Origin of the sequence: Streptomyces sp. SID4985, from assembly GCF_009863025.1 — a bacterium.
GTDB lineage: Bacteria > Actinomycetota > Actinomycetes > Streptomycetales > Streptomycetaceae > Streptomyces.
Window position 1 is genome coordinate 1 of record NZ_WWIR01000395.1, and the last position, 16,656, is coordinate 16,656.

A 16,656-nucleotide genomic window follows, 5' to 3' on the forward strand; every position below is an offset into this window, starting at 1 on the left:
CGGCCGTGGTGGTCGCCGCCGCGCTCGCCGCCGTACCCGACGACTCCTGGACCGCGCGCTCGCTGCGCCGCGCCGTCGCCGTCGCCCACCGGGGCGAGCGCGCGGTCCGCTCCGCCGTCGTCATCGGCGGCTACCCCTGGACCGACCTCGCCCCCGAGGCCGTCGCCCTCGCCTTCGGCGCGTACGCGGCGGCCGACGGCGACTTCCGCGAAGCGGTGTTGACGGCCGTCAACATGGGCCGCGACGCCGACACGACAGCCGCGGTCGCGGGCGCCCTCGCCGGGGCCACCCAAGGCGTCTCCGCCATCCCCGCCGACTGGGCCGCCGCCATCGGCCCCGCCCGCGGCCGCTGCCTCCCCGCCATGGCCGGCCATCACATCCTGGACATCGCGGAACTCCTGGTCCCGGAGGAGGGCGGCAAGTGGGGCGAGGCACTGGCCGTCCCGGACTTCCTGCCGGTGGAGGTACGGGAACTGGTACGGGGCGGGGCGCTCCGCGAGGTGGTCACGGCGGGGAACGGGGCGGTACCCGAAGAGGTACGGGAACTGGTGGCGATCGGAAGCGAAGAGGTACGGGAACTGGTGACGGCCGGGAGCGGCGCGACACCGGAAGCCGGGGCGGCATCCGCAGCGCCTCCCGCCGGGAGCGCGCTGCCGTCCGGCCCTGCCGACCCCACCGCCCCCGCCCCGGACACCCGCACCCGCACCCGCACCGACTCGGAGGTCCCCGCATGAGCCGCCGTATCGAAGGACTGCTGCTCGGCCTAGCCGCCGGGGACGCCGCCGGGTGGCCCGCCGCGCGGCACCGGGCGGCGCGGATGCCCGAGTGGACGCGGCGGCTCACCCGGGAGCTGGACACGTTCGCGGAGCAGAACGCGACGACCACGCTGCCCGTACCGGTCGCGCTGAACCAGCCCCCGGAGCCGCTGCGGCTCGGCCCCTCCGACGACGCGGAGTGGGCGGCGTTCGCGGCCGAGGCGGTGCTGCGGGCCGGGGACGACGTGCTCGGGGACCTCAGCCGGGAGCGCAGGATGCGCGCGGCCATCGACCTGACCTGGACGGCCGTGGCCGCGGAGGTCGCGGCGGCGGCGGACCGGGCCCCGGAGATCGAGTCGGCCGTACTGCCGCTGCGCGCACGGATCTCGGTGCGGGCGGGCCTCGGGAATCTGGCCGCCGGGCTGCGGCCGCCCGCCACCGGGCACGACAACCCGCACTACTTCGACGACGCCGCCTGCGTGCGCGCCTGCGTCCTCGCCGTGGCCCACCCCGGCGATCCCCGGCGCGCGGCGGACCTCGCGGAGTTCGATGCCCGCTACACCCAGGACGGCGACGGCGTGCACGGCGCGCGGGCGATGGCGGCGGCCCTGGCGTCGGCCCTCGACGGGGCGAAACCGGACGAGTGCGTGGCGGCGGCGCTCGCGGAACTCCCGGCCGGGACGGAGATCGGCCGCAACGCCCGCCAGGCGCTCGCACTGGTCGCGGACAGCGGCTCGGCCTTCGAGCTGATCCCTCTCCTGGAGCACCGGATCGTCGATCATGTGTACAGCTACGGCGTCGCCGCCGCCGAAACGGTCCCCGTCGCGCTCGCGCTGACCGCCGCCTCCGGGGGCCGCATCCGCGAGGCCGTCCCCGCCGCCGCCTGTCTCTCCCGGGTCGCGGATTCCGCTCCGGCGCTGGCCGGGGCGCTCACCGGCGCGCTGGGCGGCGGCCCGTGCGTACCCGGAACCTGGCGGGACGCGTGCCGCATCCTGTCCGGCTGCGCGCTCCCCCGCCTCACCGGTACGGACCTCGTGGAACTCGCCGGGCTGCTGGAAGCCGCACAACGGGCCCGACCGGAGGGATGATTCGGGCATGACGCCCGAAAAGGAAGAAACCCTCGGACCGGAGGCCAACGGTCGCGAAGGCTCCGGCACCCCCGGCCCGGGACTGACCGCACTGGACGCGCGGATCACCGGGGCCCTGGTCGGCGCCGCCGTGGGCGACGCGCTCGGCGGCCCCGTCGAGGGCTACTCCCCCGACCAGATCGCCGACCGCCACGGCGGCCGCGTCCACGGCTTCGTCGGCCCCTGGAACGGCGACGAGTGGCGCACGGCCCGCCCCATCGCGCCGTACCACAAGGGCGACGGGCACGTCACCGACGACACGTTGATGACCCACGCGCTGATCCGGGTCTACGAGCGCGTCCGCGACCACCTCGACGCCTACGCGGTCGCCGACCACCTGGTCCCGGACCTGATGACCAACCCCCGCTGGATCCCCGAGCTGGAGGCGGAGGCGCTGCCGCTCCAGCGGATCTTCCTGGCCGAGAAGTGGCTGGTGGCCCGGCTGGCCTACGGTCATGTGGACCCCCGTGAGGCGGGCAGCGGAAACATCGTCAACTGCGGTGCGGCGATGTACATGGCCCCGGTCGGCCTGGTCAACGCCGCCGACCCGGCCGCCGCGTACGCCGAGGCACTGGACGTCGCGGGCGCGCACCAGTCGTCGTACGGCAGGGAGGCGGCCGGGGTGTTCGCCGCCGCCGTGGCCGCCGCGGCCGCGCCCGGCGCCACCCCGGACTCTGTGGTGGCGGCCGCTCTGGCACTGGCGAAGGACGGCACCCGCGAGGCGATCGAGAAGGTCTGCGAAACCGCCTCCGGGTACGGCGACTTCGAGTCGGCGCTGGTCCCGCTGCGCGCGGCGGTCACCCCGTACGACACGGTCGGCCCCGACTACCGCGCCCCCTCGCTCGGCGCCCGCCGCCCCTCGCGGCTGCACTCCATCGAGGAGCTGCCGGTGGCGCTCGGCATGGTGCTGGTCGCGGGCGGCGACTACCGGCACGCGGTGCTCGGCTCGGTGAACTACGGGCGCGACTGCGACTCCATCGCCACCATGGCGGGCGCGATCACCGGCGCGCTCGGCTCGCCGGTGCCCGAGGAGTGGGCGAAGACGGTGGCCGAGGCCAGCCGCCTGGACCTGTGGGCCCCGGCACGGGAACTGGCCGGGGTCGCCCGCGAGGTCTTCGCGCGGGACGTGACCCGGCGGCGCGCGCACGAGCGGGCCTTCGCCGCGCTCGGGGACCCGGCATGATCCGGCTGACCTGGGTCCAGCCCGAGGACCTGCTCGGCCACGAGATCCGGCAGGCCCGCCTGGACGGCCGGGAGCCCGCGCGGATCGAGGCACGCTGGAAGGCGGCGGGCGGCCCGGACGCCCCCGAGCGCGCCGGTGCCTCCCCGGAACCGGTCTCCCGCTCGCTGCGGCTGCTCGCCGAAGACCTTCTCGACGAACTGGCCGATCTGCCCAGTGCGTTGAAGGCGGACGAGCCGACGGAGTGGACCGCGCTCACGGCCGCCTGCCCCGACTGGCCCGCCCCGCAGCGCCGTACCGGCGTCTCCCCCGCCGCCCTGGAGGCCGCCTGGCTCGGCCGCGCCGCCGGGTGTCTGCTGGGCAAGCCCGTGGAGAAGCTGCCGCTGAACGGCATCCGCGCCCTCGCCGAGGCCGCCGGGAACCGCCCGCTGACCACCTGGTTCACCGCCGAGGGCGTCCCCGCCGAGCTGCTGGCCCGACACCCCTGGAACCGCCGCTCGGCCGCCACCTCGCTCGCCGAGAACATCGACGGGATGCCCGAGGACGACGACCTCAACTACCCCCTGCTCAACCTGCTGCTGCTCCGGCGGCACGGCCGCGCCTTCACCACCGACCAGGTGGCCGCGCTCTGGCTGGACGAACTCCCGCCCGGCCGCACCTTCACCGCAGAACGCGTCGCCTTCCGCAACCTCCTGGGCGGCGTCGAACCCCCGCGCACGGCCCGGTACCGCAACCCGTTCCGCGAGTGGATCGGCGCGCTGATCCGCGCCGACGTCCATGGCTGGACCAACCCGGGCGACCCGGCGGCCGCCGCCGAACAGGCGTACCGCGACGCGGTGTTGACCCACACCGCGAACGGCGTCTACGCGTCGATGTTCATCGCCGCCACCCTCGCGGCCGCCGCGACCGGCACCATCGACGTGCACGCCTGTCTGCGCACCGGCCGCACGGTCGTCCCGGCCCGCTCCCGGCTGGCCGAGGCCATCGACCACGCGATCCAACTGGCCCACGAACACGACGACTTCGACGACGTGGTGGACGCGCTGCACGCCCGTTACGACGCCACCCACCACTGGGTGCACGCGATCCCCAACACCGCCCTGATCACCGCCGCCCTCACGCACGCGGACGGCGACTTCTCCGGCTCCATCTGCCGTGCGGTGTCCGGCGGTTGGGACACCGACTCCAACGGCGCCACGGCGGGCAGCGTCGCGGGACTGCTCGCGGGCTCCCCCGAGGCGCTGCCCGAGCGCTGGCGGGCCCCGCTGAAGAACCGGCTCGCCACCACCGTCGCCGACTTCGACGGCACCGGCTTCGACACCCTGGCCCACCTCACCCACCTGGAGGCGACCCGACCATGACCCACATCGCGGTCCTCGGCAGCACCAACATGGACCTCGTCACCTACGTCGCCAAAGCCCCGCAGCGCGGCGAGACCGTGACCGGGCGCGAGTTCCACACGGTCCCCGGCGGCAAGGGCGCCAACCAGGCCATCGCCGCCGCCCGGTGCGGCGCCACCGTCTCGATGATCGGCGCGGTCGGCAACGACGCCTTCGGGATCCGGCTGCGCGACACCCTCGAACACTCCGGTGTGGACACCGACTTCCTGCGCACGGTCGAGGGCCCCTCCGGCACCGCGCACATCGTCGTGGACGACGAGGGCGGCAACTCCATCGTCGTCATCCCCGGCGCCAACGGCACCGTGGACCACCTCGCCCCCGGCGACGAGGGCGCCCTCACCAACGCCGACGCCCTGCTGCTGCAGCTGGAGATCCCGCTCGACGGGGTCCTCGCGGGCGCCGAGGCCGCCCGGCGGCACGGCGTGCGCACCGTGCTCACCCCCTCCCCCGCCCAGCCGCTGCCCCCCGAACTCCTCGAAGCGACCGACCTGTTGATCCCCAACGAGTACGAGGCCATCACCCTCACCGGCCGCATCGACCCGCGCGAGGCGGCCACCGCCCTGCTCGACCTGGTGCCGGAGGTCGTCGTGACCCTCGGCGAGGCCGGAAGCCTCTACGTCGCACGCGGCAAGGAGCCGCTGGCCGTACCCGCGTCCTCGGTCACCGCCGTGGACTCCACCGGCGCGGGCGACACCTTCGCGGGCGCGCTCGCGGTCGCCCTCGCCGAGGAACGGCCCATCCGCGAGGCCCTCATGTGGGCGTCCGCCGCGGCGGCCCTGTCGGTGCAGCGGGAGGGCGCGTCGGCGTCGATGCCGTACCGCCAGGAGATCGAGGCGCAGTACACCGCATGAGCAGCCGAGACGAGAACACGCCCCGCGCCCCGCGCCCGTCCGTCCAGCCGCTGGACGGGCTGCGCGTCCTGGACCTGGCCACGCTCTTCGCCGGTCCCCTCGCCGCCACGATGCTCGGTGACTTCGGCGCCGAGGTGATCAAGGTGGAGCATCCCCGGCGGCCCGACCCCTCTCGGGGGCACGGCCCGGCCAAGGACGGGATCGGCCTGTGGTGGAAGGTGCTCGGCCGCAACAAGCGCGCCATCACCCTCGACCTGTCCCGCCCCGGCGGCCGCGCGACCCTGCTGCGGCTCGCGGCCACCGCCGACGTGGTGATCGAGAACTTCCGCCCCGGCACCCTGGAGAAGTGGGACCTCGGCTGGCCGGAGCTGTCGGCCGTCAACCCCCGCCTGATCCTCACCCGGGTCACCGCCTTCGGCCAGTTCGGGCCGTACGCGCACCGGCCCGGCTTCGGCACGCTCGCGGAGGCCATGAGCGGCTTCGCGGCGCTCACCGGCGAGCCGGACGCGCCGCCGACCCTGCCGCCGTTCGGGCTCGCGGACTCGGTCACGGCGCTGGCGACCTCGTACGCCGTGCTCACCGCGCTCGCCGCCCGGCACCGCACCGGCGCCGGGCAGGTCGTGGACATGGCCATCATCGAGCCGATGCTCGCCGTGCTCGGCCCCCAGCCCACCTGGTACGACCAGCTCGGCTATGTGCAGGAACGCACCGGCAACCGCTCCGCGAACAACGCCCCGCGCAACACCTACCGCACCGCCGACGGCTCCTGGGTCGCGGTCTCCACCTCGGCGCAGTCGGTGGCCGAGCGGGTGATGCGGCTGGTGGGCCGGCCGGAGCTGATCGAGGAGCCGTGGTTCGCGAGCGGCGCCCAGCGGGCCGCGCACGCCGACGTCCTGGACGCGGCGGTCGGCTCCTGGATCGCGGCCCGCGACCGGGACGAGGTGCTGGCCGCCTTCGAGAAGGCGGAGGCGGCGATCGCCCCCGTGCAGGACGTACGGGACGTGTTCACCGACCCGCAGTATCTGGCCCTGGACACGGTCACCACCGTCGCCGACCCGGACCTCGGCCCGCTGAAGATGCAGAACGTCCTCTTCCGGCTCTCCGCGACCCCCGGCGCGATCCGCTGGGCAGGCCGGGGACACGGCGCCGACACCGAGGACGTGCTCACCGAACTGGGACTCGGCCCGGCCGAGCTCGGCGCCCTGCGCGAGGAGGGCGCCCTGTGACCCGCACCCCGCTGACCTGGCTCTACGTCCCCGGCGACCGGCCCCATGTGGTGGACAAGGCGCTCGTCGCGGGCGCCGACGTGGTGGTGATCGACCTGGAGGACGCGGTCGCCCCGGACCGCAAGGAGTACGCCCGCACGGCCACCGCCGAACGGCTCTCCGAGCACCAGCCGGTCCCGGTGCACGTCCGGCTGAACGCGGCCGAGGGCCCCTGGGGCGCGGCGGACCTCGCCGCGCTGGCCTCCCTGCCCGGCGCGTCCGGACTCCGGCTGCCCAAGGTCGCCTCCCCCGACGAGGTACGGCACACCGCCGTCCTCACCGCACTGCCGCTGTACGCACTCCTGGAGTCCGCCCTCGGTATCGAGCACGCCCACGCCATCGCCCGCGCCCATCCCTCTCTGCGCGGGATCTCGCTGGGCGAGGCGGACCTGCGGGCCGATCTCGGGGTACGGGCGGACTCGGGGCTCGACTGGTCCCGGTCCCGGGTGATCGTCGCCGCCCGCGCGGCGGGACTCGCCCCGCCCCCGCAGTCCGTCCACCCCGACATCCGGGACCTGGACGGTCTGGCCGCCTCCTGCGCCCGGGGCCGCGCCTTCGGCTTCCTGGGGCGGGCCGCGATCCATCCGCGCCAGCTCCCGGTGATCGAGCGGGCCTACCAGCCGACCCCGGCCGAGCTGGAGGAGGCCGAGACCGTGGTCAAGGCGGCCGCCGCCGAGCAGGGCGCCCAGGCCCTCCCCGACGGCCGCTTCATCGACGCGGCGACGGTGGCCCTGGCCCGGCGCACACTGTCGCTGGTACGGCGGGGCTGAGGGCGGCGCCCCACCGGGGCCGTACACGCGAAGGGCGCCCGGGGAATCCCCGGGCGCCCTCCGTGTGCCTGTGCGCGTCAGCCCTTCTTGGCCTCGGCGGTGTCCTTGACCTCGGACGCGTCGGCCTCGGGCTCGTCGGACTTGGCCATGTCGACCTTGGCCGCCACGTCGGCGGTCTCCTTGGCCTCGGGCTCGGCCTTGCCCGACTCGGCCTTGCCGTTCTCGGGCTTCGCCTCGTCCTTGTCCTTGGCGTCCTTGCCGTCCTTGGCGTCCATGCCTTCCGGCTTGTCGCCCTCGGGCTCGGCGTCCTTCGCCTCGGTGTCCCCGGCGGCGCCCGCCTCCACGATCGGCTCGCGGCCCGGCCGCATCCGCGCCGAGAGGATCATGTACGTCACCGCGAGCAGGAAGACGATCAGCGCGGTCCAGTCGTTGAGCCGGAGGCCCAGGATGTGGTGGGCGTCGTCCACGCGCATGTACTCGATCCAGCCGCGGCCCACGCAGTAGGCGGCGACGTAGAGCGCGAAGGCGCGGCCGTGGCCCAGCTTGAAGCGGCGGTCGGCCCAGATGACCAGGAAGCCGACGCCGACGCACCACAGCGACTCGTAGAGGAACGTCGGGTGGTAGTAGCCCGGCACCCGGCCGCCCTCGGAGGAGGTGATGTGCAGGGCCCAGGGCAGATGGGTCTCGCGGCCGTACAGCTCCTGGTTGAACCAGTTGCCCCAGCGGCCGATGGCCTGCGCGAAGGCGATGCCGGGGGCGACGGCGTCGGCGTAGGCGGGCATCGCTACGCCCCGGCGGCGGGCGCCGATCCAGGCACCGAGCGCGCCGAGCGCGATGGCGCCCCAGATGCCCAGGCCGCCCTCCCAGACCTTGAAGGCGTCCACCCAGTTCCGGCCCGGGCTGAAGTACAGCTCGTAGTCCGTGATCACGTGGTAGAGCCGTCCGCCGACGAGGCCGAAGGGCACCGCCCACACGGCGATGTCGGCGACCGTGCCGGCGCGGCCGCCCCGGGCGACCCAGCGCTTGTTGCCGAGCCAGACGGCGACGAAGACGCCGATGATGATGCAGAAGGCGTAACCGCGCAGCGGAATGGGGCCGAGGTACAGCACCCCGCGCGACGGACTGGGAATGTAGGCAATATCCATGGCAGGGTCGACGCTACCGTGCCGGGCCGCGCGGACGCCGGGCGACCGGGCTACGGCTCCATAACGGGCAGGTGAGAAACGTGGCTCACCCCCGGTCGGCGTCCTCCACCATCTGCTTGAGCTTCTCCGGGGTCATGCTCTGGTCCTGGTAGATGTTCTTGCCGTCGAACAGGACCGTCGGAGTCCCGCCGAGCTTGGCCGCCTCGAACGCCTGGTGCGAGCGGTTCACCCAGCTGTTGTGCGTGCCGTCCTTCACACAGGCGCGGAAGGCCGGGGTGTCCAGGCCCTTGACCTTGCCGGCGAGCTGGATCAGCTTGTCGGCGCTCGCGAAGGCGTCGTCCGTCTCCTCGGGCTGGTTGGCGTAGAGCACGTCGTGATAGTCGCGGAACTTGCCCGCGTCCTGCGCGCAGGCGGCGGCGTTGGCCGCGCGCAGGGAGCCGGTGCCGCCCAGGTTGCCGTCGATCAGCCGGACCAGGTGGTAGTCGACGCGGAGCTTGCCCGCGTCCGTCAGCTCGTGCAGCACCGGGCGGTACCGCACCTCGAAGGCCTGGCAGGCCGGGCAGCGGAAGTCCTCCCAGACGGTGAGCGTCGACTTGGCGCCGTCCTTGCCGACCGGGATCGCGAGGCTGTCCTTGCCCTGGGCGCCGGAGGGGGCCACGACCGGGCCCGCGTTCTTGCTGCCCTTGTCCTTGCCCGCGTTCGCGGCGATGACGCCGATCACCGCGGCGAGGCCGAGGACGCAGACCACGCTCGCGCCCACGATCAGCGCCCGGCGCCGCCTCTCCGCGGACTTCTGCTTCTCGCGCTCCGCCGCAATCCGCTGCCGGGCGGTGCGCTTTCCGTCACGGTTCTTCTCGCTCACACCCCCAGAACGAACCGGGGAGGCGCATTGCGCCTCCCCGGCCGTAGGTCCACCCGTTCGAGTGACCACGGAGTTCCGTGCCCGTCGGGGCGGCGGCTCAGACCGTGCCGCGCACGCCCTTCGCCAGGTCGGCTGCGAGCGCGCGGACCCCTTCGAGTCCCGCGGCCTCGTCCGGGGCGTCCAGCATCCGCTTGACGAAGGCCGAGCCGACGATCACACCGTCGGCGAAGCCCGCCACCTCGGCGGCCTGGGCCGCGTTGGAGACGCCGAGACCGACGCAGACGGGCAGGTCGCCATTGGTGGCGCGGGTGCGCTCCACCAGGTCCTGGGCCTGCGCGCCGACCGACTCGCGGGTGCCGGTGACACCCATCAGCGAGGCCGCGTAGACGAAGCCGCTGCCCGCCGCGGTGATCCGGGCGAGCCGCTCGTCCTTGCTGCTGGGGGCGACCACGAAGACGGTCGCGAGACCGTGCTTCTCGGCGTGCTCGCGCCACAGCGCGGACTCCTGCACCGGCAGGTCGGGCAGGATGCAGCCCGCGCCGCCCGCCTCGGCCAGCTCGGCGGTGAACCGCTCGACGCCGTAGCGGTCGATGGGGTTCCAGTACGTCATGATCAGCACCGGCTTGCCGGTGGCCGCGTGCGCCTCGCGGACCGTGCGCATCACGTCCGCGATCTTCACGCCGCCGCGCAGCGCGATGTCGTCGGCGGTCTGGATGACCGGGCCGTCCAGGACCGGGTCGCTGTGCGGCAGCCCGACCTCGACGATGTCGGCCCCGCCGTCGAAGACGGCCTTGATCGCCTCGATGCCGCCGTCCACGGTCGGGAACCCGGCCGGGAGGTAGGCGATGAGCGCGGCGCGGTCCTCGGCCTTGGCGGCGGCGAGGGTGTCGCTCAGCAGCTGTACGTTCCCGCTCACTTGGCGTCCCCCTCGATCTCGGCGGTGTCGGCCGCGTCGGCGGCCACTTCGGCGTCGGTGTCGTAGAGGCCGAAGTAACGGGCGGCGGTGTCCATGTCCTTGTCGCCGCGCCCGGAGAGATTGACGACGATCAGCCCGTCCGGGCCCAGTTCCTTGCCGACCTCCAGGGCGCCGGCGAGCGCGTGGGCGCTCTCGATGGCCGGGATGATGCCCTCGGTGCGCGAGAGCAGCCGCAGTGCCTGCATGGCCTCGTCGTCGGTGACGGCGCGGTACTCGCCGCGGCCCGAGTCCTTCAGGAAGGCGTGCTCGGGGCCGATGCCCGGGTAGTCCAGACCGGCCGAGATCGAGTACGGCTCGGTGATCTGGCCCTCCTCGTCCTGGAGGACGTAGGAGCGGGAGCCGTGCAGGATGCCGGGCTCGCCCTCGGTGAGGGTGGCCGCGTGCTCGCCGGTCTCCACGCCGTGTCCGGCGGGCTCGCAGCCGATCAGGCGGACGCCCTCGTCGGGGATGAAGGCGTGGAAGAGGCCGATGGCGTTGGAGCCGCCGCCCACGCAGGCGATGGCGGCGTCCGGGAGGCGTCCGGCCTGCTCCAGGATTTGGCGGCGGGCCTCCACGCCGATGACGCGGTGGAAGTCGCGCACCATCGCCGGGAACGGGTGCGGGCCCGCGACAGTGCCGAAGAGGTAGTGCGTGTGGTCGACGTTGGCGACCCAGTCGCGGAACGCCTCGTTGATGGCGTCCTTCAGGGTGCGGCTGCCGGACTTCACGGCCACGACCTCGGCGCCGAGCATCCGCATCCGGGCCACGTTGAGGGCCTGGCGCTCGGTGTCGATCTCGCCCATGTAGATCGTGCAGTCGAGACCGAACAGGGCACACGCGGTGGCGGTGGCGACGCCGTGCTGGCCTGCGCCGGTCTCCGCGATGACGCGGGTCTTGCCCATGCGCTTGGTGAGCAGGGCCTGGCCGAGCACGTTGTTGATCTTGTGCGAGCCGGTGTGGTTGAGGTCCTCGCGCTTGAGGAACACGCGGGCGCCTCCGGCGTGTTCGGCGAACCGGGGGACCTCGGTCAGGGAACTCGGGCGGCCGGTGTAGTTGACCATGAGGTCGTCCAGCTCGCGGGCGAACTCCGGGTCCTGCTTGGCCTTCTCGTACTCGACGGCGACCTCGTCCACGGCGGCCACGAGGGCCTCCGGGATGAACTTGCCGCCGAAGGCGCCGAAGTACCCCTCGGCGGTGGGGACTTGACCTTCCGGGTCAGGGAAGAAGTAGTTGCTGGGCATGCCAGTACCTCACGGTGAGTGCGTGTGAAAAGACACTATTCGCCGTGGGGGCGGGGATTCGTCTGTTGGCCGCGAGCCGTCAGTGGCTTGTCGCGCCCACGCGGCGGAGCCGCATGATCGATCGGAGCCCCGCGCCCCTACAGGTCGGCTGTCGCCATCGCATGCCGTTGATCTGGCCGGGCTCCGCGCCGATGTGGTACCTCACCCTGCGGCCGTGGACCCGGCGGGCCGGGGCGCGACAGCCACGGGGACGGCAGCCGCGCGCGAGGCGGGCGTGGCGGTCCACGGTGGCGGTCAGGGTGAGGGCGGTCATCGGGGTCAAGCCTACCGGGGGATCAGCCGCGGCCGTGCCGGAGCGCGGGGTGCTCGCCCGCCGCCACCAGGTCCGCCACCGCCGTCTTCGGGTCGCGGCCCGTGACCAGGGACTCGCCGACCAGGACGGCGTCGGCGCCCGCGTTGGCGTAGGCGATCAGGTCGTGGGGGCCGCGCACGCCGGACTCCGCGATCTTGACGAGCTCGTCGGGGATCTCGGGGGCGACGCGCTCGAAGGTGGTGCGGTCGACCTCGAGGGTCTTGAGGTTGCGGGCGTTGACGCCGATGATCCGGGCGCCCGCGTCCACGGCGCGCTCCACCTCGTCCTCGTCGTGGACCTCGACCAGGGGGGTGAGGCCGATGGAGACGGCGCGCTCGATCAGGGACTCCAGGGCGGGCTGCTCCAGGGCGGCCACGATCAGCAGCGCGAGGTCGGCACCGTAGGCGCGGGCCTCCCACAGCTGGTACGACGTGACGATGAAGTCCTTGCGCAGGACCGGGATGTCCACGCGGGCGCGGACGGCCTCCAGGTCGGCCAGCGAGCCGCCGAAGCGGCGCTGTTCGGTGAGGACGGAGATGACGGAGGCACCGCCCGCCTCGTAGTCGGCGGCGAGTCCGGCCGGGTCGGCGATGGCGGCCAGCGCGCCCTTGGAGGGGCTGGAGCGCTTGACCTCACAGATGACCTTGACGCCGTCGCCCTTGAGCGCGGCCACCCCGTCCTTGGCGGCGGGCGCCTTGGCGGCACGCTCCTTGAGCTCGTCGAGGCTGACGCGTGCCTGGCGCTCCGCGAGGTCGGCCCGGACTCCGTCGATGATCTCGTCGAGCACGCTCACGGGAGCGGCCCCCTTCCAGACGGTCGTGAAGATCAGGCTGCTACGCCTGCGGGGTTCGAAAACCCGTGGTCACTGCGATGGTATCCGCAGGAGGTGCCTGACTTCGCATCCGGTGCTCGGCGGTCCCCTTACCTGGACTTTCGTAGTTGATCAAGGATGCAACCAGCCACCGAACGGCAGGTTCCGGACGACGGTGAACACCAGGAGGGCGCCCCCGCTCACCCACAGCACGGCGGGTGCGACGTCGATCCGCAGCGGCCTTCCGCGTGCCGCCCGGACGGCCCACACGGTCCACAGCACGGCGAAGGCGGCGTAGGCGGCCACCCCGAACGCGTTGTCGCGCAGCGCGCCGAGGAGGTCGCCGTGGACGAAGGCGTGGGCGCTGCGCAGGCCCCCGCAGCCGGGGCAGTACAGCCCGGTGAGCGCGTACAGCGGGCAGACCGGATAGTGGCCGGGCTGATTCGGATCCACGGCCCCGACGTAGGCGAACGCCCCGGCCACGGCCACGAGCGCCCCGGCCGGCGCGGCTAGCCGCTGCCACAGGGGGGCGGGCGCCGGGGCGGCGGAGGGGTGCGGGTGGCCGGGTGCGGGCGGGGTGTCGGCGTTCACGCTGGCATTGTGCCGCGCGGGGTGCGCGGGCGCGCGGGGTGAGGGGTCCAGTCGGTAACCGCGTCAACGCAGGTTCAGGGCACGACGTGCCGCGCTGATGACGTTGTGGGCGTCGGCGCCGTACACGGCGGACTCGCGCAGGGTGTTCCACGTCCGGAGGTAGAGGGCGACGCTGTCGGCATCGTCGAGCCACAGTTCCGCGTGCCACGTCTCGGTGACCACCTGGCGGTCGTCGTAGATCCAGAACCCCAGACCGGGCGGAACCTTGAGGGACGCGGTGAGCGGGACGATGCCGAGTTCCACGGTGTCCATGCCGATGACCCCGGTAAGGCGGTCGAGCTGGACCGCGAGCACCGAGGGCGAGCAGACCAGGGAGCGCAGGACTGGTTCCCAGAGGATGATGTGGTACCGCCTGCCCCCGCTGTACAGCAGCTCTTGCCGCTTCATCCGGGCCCGAACGGCTTCTTCAACGTCCCTGGGCGACCGGTGCAGTTCGACGGAGCGGGTCAGTACGGCGCGCGCATAGTCGGGGGTCTGGAGGACACCCACGATCCATGAGGACTCCCAAGCCCGCAGCACCCTCGAATTGGCCTGCGCGTCGTTGTGGGCGTCCTGTACGGGCTTGTGTCCGCCGACAAGCTGGCGCCGCCATGAGCGGATGTGCGACTCGAACCCCGCCAGCCTGGCCCGAAGCTCGCCGTACGACGCGGGCCGGCCGCACGCCGCGGCCCACTGCTCAAGGTCTTCGGGCGTGGCCGTCTGCTTGCCCAACTCCAGCTTCGAGACCTTCGAGTTGGGCCACCCGAGCTTGCGGGCCAGGGCGGTACCGGTGAGCCGGCCGTCAGGGCAGGACAACCGAAGCTCCCGGAGCCGTATCCCGAGAGCTTCGCGGGCCTGTTGGTAGTCGGTGCTCACCGGCGCATACCTGCTTTACTCCTCCTTCGCGGCCAGCTCCGCCACGAACTTCCTGAACGGCGTGGCGTAGTGCTGTGCCACGTCCCGCAGTCGGTTGTACTGGTTGACGCGCGCCGGTTCCGTGATCAGTTCGGCACCCGTCAGGTTGTCGTCGTCATCGAAGATGCACACGGCGACGATGTGCGAGTCGAAGATCCAGAAATCCTCGTCAGGCAGGTTGACGCGCTTGGCGTCCTCGCGCCACATGTTGCGTACTTCCTCGCCACAGGCGGCGTTCTTCTCGGCGTGCGCGAGCAGGTACCGCTGCCCCTCGGTCGGCGGGTTGTCCACGATGCGCACCCGGCCGACGTACACGCCGTCCGCCGTCTTGGCCCGGATGCCCCGGCTCCACGGGGTGTCGAGGTCCCACGTCGGTGCCTCGCCCCGGGCGAACTGGGCGTAGGTGTCGGTGGCCTCATCAACCGCGTAGCGCTTGCGCATCTCCAGGTGCCACGCGCTGTGCTGAAAGTTCTCGAACAGCTGGGCAAATTGCTCGGGAGTGAAGATGCGAGGCTCGGTGTCGCGGTCCTTCGGGCCGAAGTCGATCAGCGTGTTGCGAGGCTGCGAGGCATCACGATCGGGATCTCGTCCTCGCCGATGTGCTGGAGCTGGGCGAGGGCTGCCGGGTCGGTGAGGCGCGGCCCGTGCACGATGACCTCGCCCGTGTCGAGGTCCTCATGGATCGCCGGGCAACCACCTTCACCGCTGCCCGTCCCGTTGAAGCGCAGTCGTCGGGCCATGATCAGTTCCTTTCGCCGGAGGCTGACCGCCCCAGCATGGCCCGGAGGAAGCGGCTGGACCACGGGTTTCGACCGCCTTCATGCGAAAAAGTGAGCTACGCAAGCCAGCTCGCGAGAAAAACCGAGAAAACAGCGTACCGAACCCCAACAGGCCAGTCCTAGCGTCCAGTTCATGGCGACCAAGGAACAGCAGGACATCGACCCGTTCACGGCGATGGAGTCTCTCAGGGAAGCACTGGCCGAGGTCGGCGTCGTCCTGCCCTCCCTCACGGTGGATGCCGCATCGCCGCAACTGCGGCTCGTCGACCTGGGCCGTGTGCGCGCGGACGTGGCCGCACGGCTGGCCAACGCGCTGCGGAAGGGCGGTCAGGAGTGAGCGGAAGAGCTGATACGACGCTGTGTGAAGGCAAGCTCCCGTATCCCGCCGGAACGTCGGAGTCCCCGTGACGACGCCGACCAAGGTGGCTGCCCTCGTCGGCCCCGGAGACCGGATCGGCTACGAGGGGCAGTGGCGCACGGTCAGGGCGGCCAAGACCGGCATCGGCGCGATGGGCGGCCTGTTCGTGGTCGTCACCTGGGAAGAGGGCGGAACCGAGCGCTTCCGCGCCGGGGACGAGCTGCTACTGGGACAGCCCGGGGCGGCGTAGGTCCGTCATGGGGTGCCCGTCGCTCCCCCAGGGCACAGAAACGCCCCGCCGAATACCGGCGGGGCGTCCTCATGCGCTTCCGGGGCCGCCCCTCGGACGCGGAGTGCCGGGGCGGTCAGCTCTCGGCGGTGACCGGCTCGCGGGGCGTGGCGGTGGTCAGGTGGGTGATCTGGCCGCTCTCCTTGGGCTGGCCGAGGCCCATGGAGCGCATGATCATGCCGACGACGCCGCCGAGGACCACGATCACCATGCCGGCCCAGAAGCCGAGCGGCTGGGCCATCACCATGAAGGCGCCCGCGACGCAGAAACCGATGAAGGCGATGATGACACCGGTCCAGGCGGCCGGGGTGTGACCGTGGCTGCTGCCCGCCATGACTTGCTCCTAGCTGCTGTGTACGTGACGTACGTTTTTGAAGGCCGCCGGTCGGTACGGGCCGGACGCCCGACGCCCATTGTCGCGCACGCGCGCGGGAGACCGACGCGGGGGTCGAGTCTGGTTGGCCACACCCGTTGACCACACCTGCGGCGGGGCTCAGGTGCCGGTGGGGTCCTCGCCCCGGTCCAGGGCCTTCCACATCTCCTCGGGACGCTCGGGGTCGACCGGGCGCGCCGTGCGCCGGGGACGCTGCGCGCCGCGCTCGTAGCGCCCGGACATGGCGGGCCACAGACGGCCGTACCGCAGGGCGAGTACCCCGGCGAGCAGGATCAGCACACCGCCGACGGCCGCGACGTACGGCCAGCCGGTGTGGGTGAGGGCGGCGACGGTGGCCGAGGTGTCGCCGGTGGCGCGGGCGGCCTTCTCGTCGAGCGCGGAGCCGTCGGAGACTCCGGCGAGGGCGGCGGCGACGATGCCCGCGCCGGAGAGCGCGAGCAGCCCGGCGACGGCGAACCGGCCGGCCCGGCGGACCGCGAAGACGGCGACCAGCGCGGCCAGGCCCACGACGGCGAGCGCCGCCGGGACTCCGGTGACGTCGCTGCCCTTGGCGGTCAGCGGGAAGGTGCCGCCGGCC

General features: G+C 73.1%; 20 protein-coding genes. 9 read left to right on the top strand and 11 right to left on the bottom strand.

What is annotated here, in order from left to right:
* From GTW40_RS33165 to GTW40_RS17120, 7 genes are all read left to right on the top strand, one after another.
* A partial coding sequence (locus tag GTW40_RS33165) for an ADP-ribosylglycohydrolase family protein (RefSeq protein WP_237525556.1) occupies positions 1-734 on the top strand: 734 nt, incomplete at its 5' end.
* A complete protein-coding gene (locus tag GTW40_RS17095) occupies positions 731-1,843 on the top strand; it encodes an ADP-ribosylglycohydrolase family protein (protein ID WP_161181065.1) in 1,113 nt (370 codons plus the stop codon). The genes GTW40_RS33165 and GTW40_RS17095, both read left to right, overlap by 4 nt.
* A 7-nt stretch (positions 1,844-1,850) precedes the next feature.
* Entirely contained in the window at positions 1,851-3,065 is a 1,215-nt protein-coding gene (locus GTW40_RS17100) for an ADP-ribosylglycohydrolase family protein (RefSeq protein ID WP_161181066.1), read from the top strand.
* The gene (locus tag GTW40_RS17105) at positions 3,062-4,423 is read left to right on the top strand and encodes an ADP-ribosylglycohydrolase family protein (protein ID WP_161181067.1); all 1,362 of its coding nucleotides are present in this window, start codon (positions 3,062-3,064) and stop codon (positions 4,421-4,423) included. Before GTW40_RS17100 ends, GTW40_RS17105 begins: the two co-directional genes overlap by 4 nt.
* Positions 4,420-5,313, top strand: coding sequence for a ribokinase (rbsK, locus tag GTW40_RS17110; RefSeq protein WP_161181068.1), 894 nt, complete (start codon positions 4,420-4,422; stop codon positions 5,311-5,313). Before GTW40_RS17105 ends, rbsK begins: the two co-directional genes overlap by 4 nt.
* Positions 5,310-6,539, top strand: a complete 1,230-nt coding sequence (locus tag GTW40_RS17115; RefSeq protein ID WP_161181069.1) for a CoA transferase — start codon at positions 5,310-5,312, stop codon at positions 6,537-6,539. The genes rbsK and GTW40_RS17115 overlap by 4 nt, the downstream gene beginning before the upstream one ends.
* A complete protein-coding gene (locus GTW40_RS17120) occupies positions 6,536-7,348 on the top strand; it encodes a CoA ester lyase (RefSeq protein WP_161181070.1) in 813 nt (270 codons plus the stop codon). Before GTW40_RS17115 ends, GTW40_RS17120 begins: the two co-directional genes overlap by 4 nt.
* 77 nt (positions 7,349-7,425) lie before the next feature.
* On the opposite strand, the gene lgt is transcribed toward GTW40_RS17120, so the two are convergent.
* From lgt to GTW40_RS33740, 9 genes are all read right to left on the bottom strand, one after another.
* A complete protein-coding gene (gene lgt, locus GTW40_RS17125) occupies positions 7,426-8,493 on the bottom strand; it encodes a prolipoprotein diacylglyceryl transferase (protein WP_161181071.1) in 1,068 nt (355 codons plus the stop codon).
* Between the two features lie 85 nt (positions 8,494-8,578).
* A complete protein-coding gene (locus GTW40_RS17130; RefSeq protein WP_161181072.1) occupies positions 8,579-9,355 on the bottom strand; it encodes a thioredoxin domain-containing protein in 777 nt (258 codons plus the stop codon).
* Positions 9,356-9,452: 97 nt separating this feature from the next.
* Positions 9,453-10,271: a tryptophan synthase subunit alpha gene (trpA, locus tag GTW40_RS17135; protein WP_161181073.1), complete on the bottom strand. Its 819-nt coding sequence runs from the start codon at positions 10,269-10,271 to the stop codon at positions 9,453-9,455.
* Positions 10,268-11,551 (bottom strand): tryptophan synthase subunit beta, encoded by a 1,284-nt coding sequence (gene trpB / locus GTW40_RS17140; RefSeq protein WP_161181074.1) that lies wholly within the window; start codon positions 11,549-11,551, stop codon positions 10,268-10,270. Before trpB ends, trpA begins: the two co-directional genes overlap by 4 nt.
* Positions 11,552-11,886: 335 nt before the next feature.
* Positions 11,887-12,696, bottom strand: coding sequence for an indole-3-glycerol phosphate synthase TrpC (trpC, locus tag GTW40_RS17150; protein WP_161181076.1), 810 nt, complete (start codon positions 12,694-12,696; stop codon positions 11,887-11,889).
* Positions 12,697-12,846: 150 nt separating this feature from the next.
* Positions 12,847-13,239: a DUF2752 domain-containing protein gene (locus GTW40_RS17155; RefSeq protein WP_202486017.1), complete on the bottom strand. Its 393-nt coding sequence runs from the start codon at positions 13,237-13,239 to the stop codon at positions 12,847-12,849.
* A 129-nt stretch (positions 13,240-13,368) separates the two neighbouring features.
* Positions 13,369-14,220, bottom strand: a complete 852-nt coding sequence (locus GTW40_RS17160) for a helix-turn-helix transcriptional regulator (RefSeq protein WP_161181078.1) — start codon at positions 14,218-14,220, stop codon at positions 13,369-13,371.
* Between the two features lie 15 nt (positions 14,221-14,235).
* Positions 14,236-14,700, bottom strand: coding sequence for a DUF6879 family protein (locus GTW40_RS33735; RefSeq protein ID WP_343245725.1), 465 nt, complete (start codon positions 14,698-14,700; stop codon positions 14,236-14,238).
* A gap of 104 nt (positions 14,701-14,804) precedes the next feature.
* Positions 14,805-14,999, bottom strand: coding sequence for a hypothetical protein (locus GTW40_RS33740; RefSeq protein ID WP_343245726.1), 195 nt, complete (start codon positions 14,997-14,999; stop codon positions 14,805-14,807).
* A gap of 172 nt (positions 15,000-15,171) precedes the next feature.
* Here GTW40_RS33740 and GTW40_RS17170 point away from each other — a divergent pair, with 172 nt between their 5' ends.
* Positions 15,172-15,375, top strand: coding sequence for a hypothetical protein (locus tag GTW40_RS17170; protein ID WP_161181079.1), 204 nt, complete (start codon positions 15,172-15,174; stop codon positions 15,373-15,375).
* 67 nt (positions 15,376-15,442) lie between these two features.
* A complete protein-coding gene (locus tag GTW40_RS17175; protein ID WP_161181080.1) occupies positions 15,443-15,646 on the top strand; it encodes a hypothetical protein in 204 nt (67 codons plus the stop codon).
* Between the two features lie 115 nt (positions 15,647-15,761).
* Here the strand turns inward: GTW40_RS17175 and GTW40_RS17180 are convergent, their stop codons facing one another.
* Positions 15,762-16,019 carry an HGxxPAAW family protein gene (locus GTW40_RS17180; protein WP_161181081.1) on the bottom strand — a complete coding sequence of 86 codons (258 nt, stop codon included), beginning with the start codon at positions 16,017-16,019 and terminating at the stop codon, positions 15,762-15,764.
* A 159-nt stretch (positions 16,020-16,178) separates the two neighbouring features.
* A partial coding sequence (locus tag GTW40_RS17185; RefSeq protein ID WP_161181082.1) for a TIGR02234 family membrane protein occupies positions 16,179-16,656 on the bottom strand: 478 nt, incomplete at its 5' end.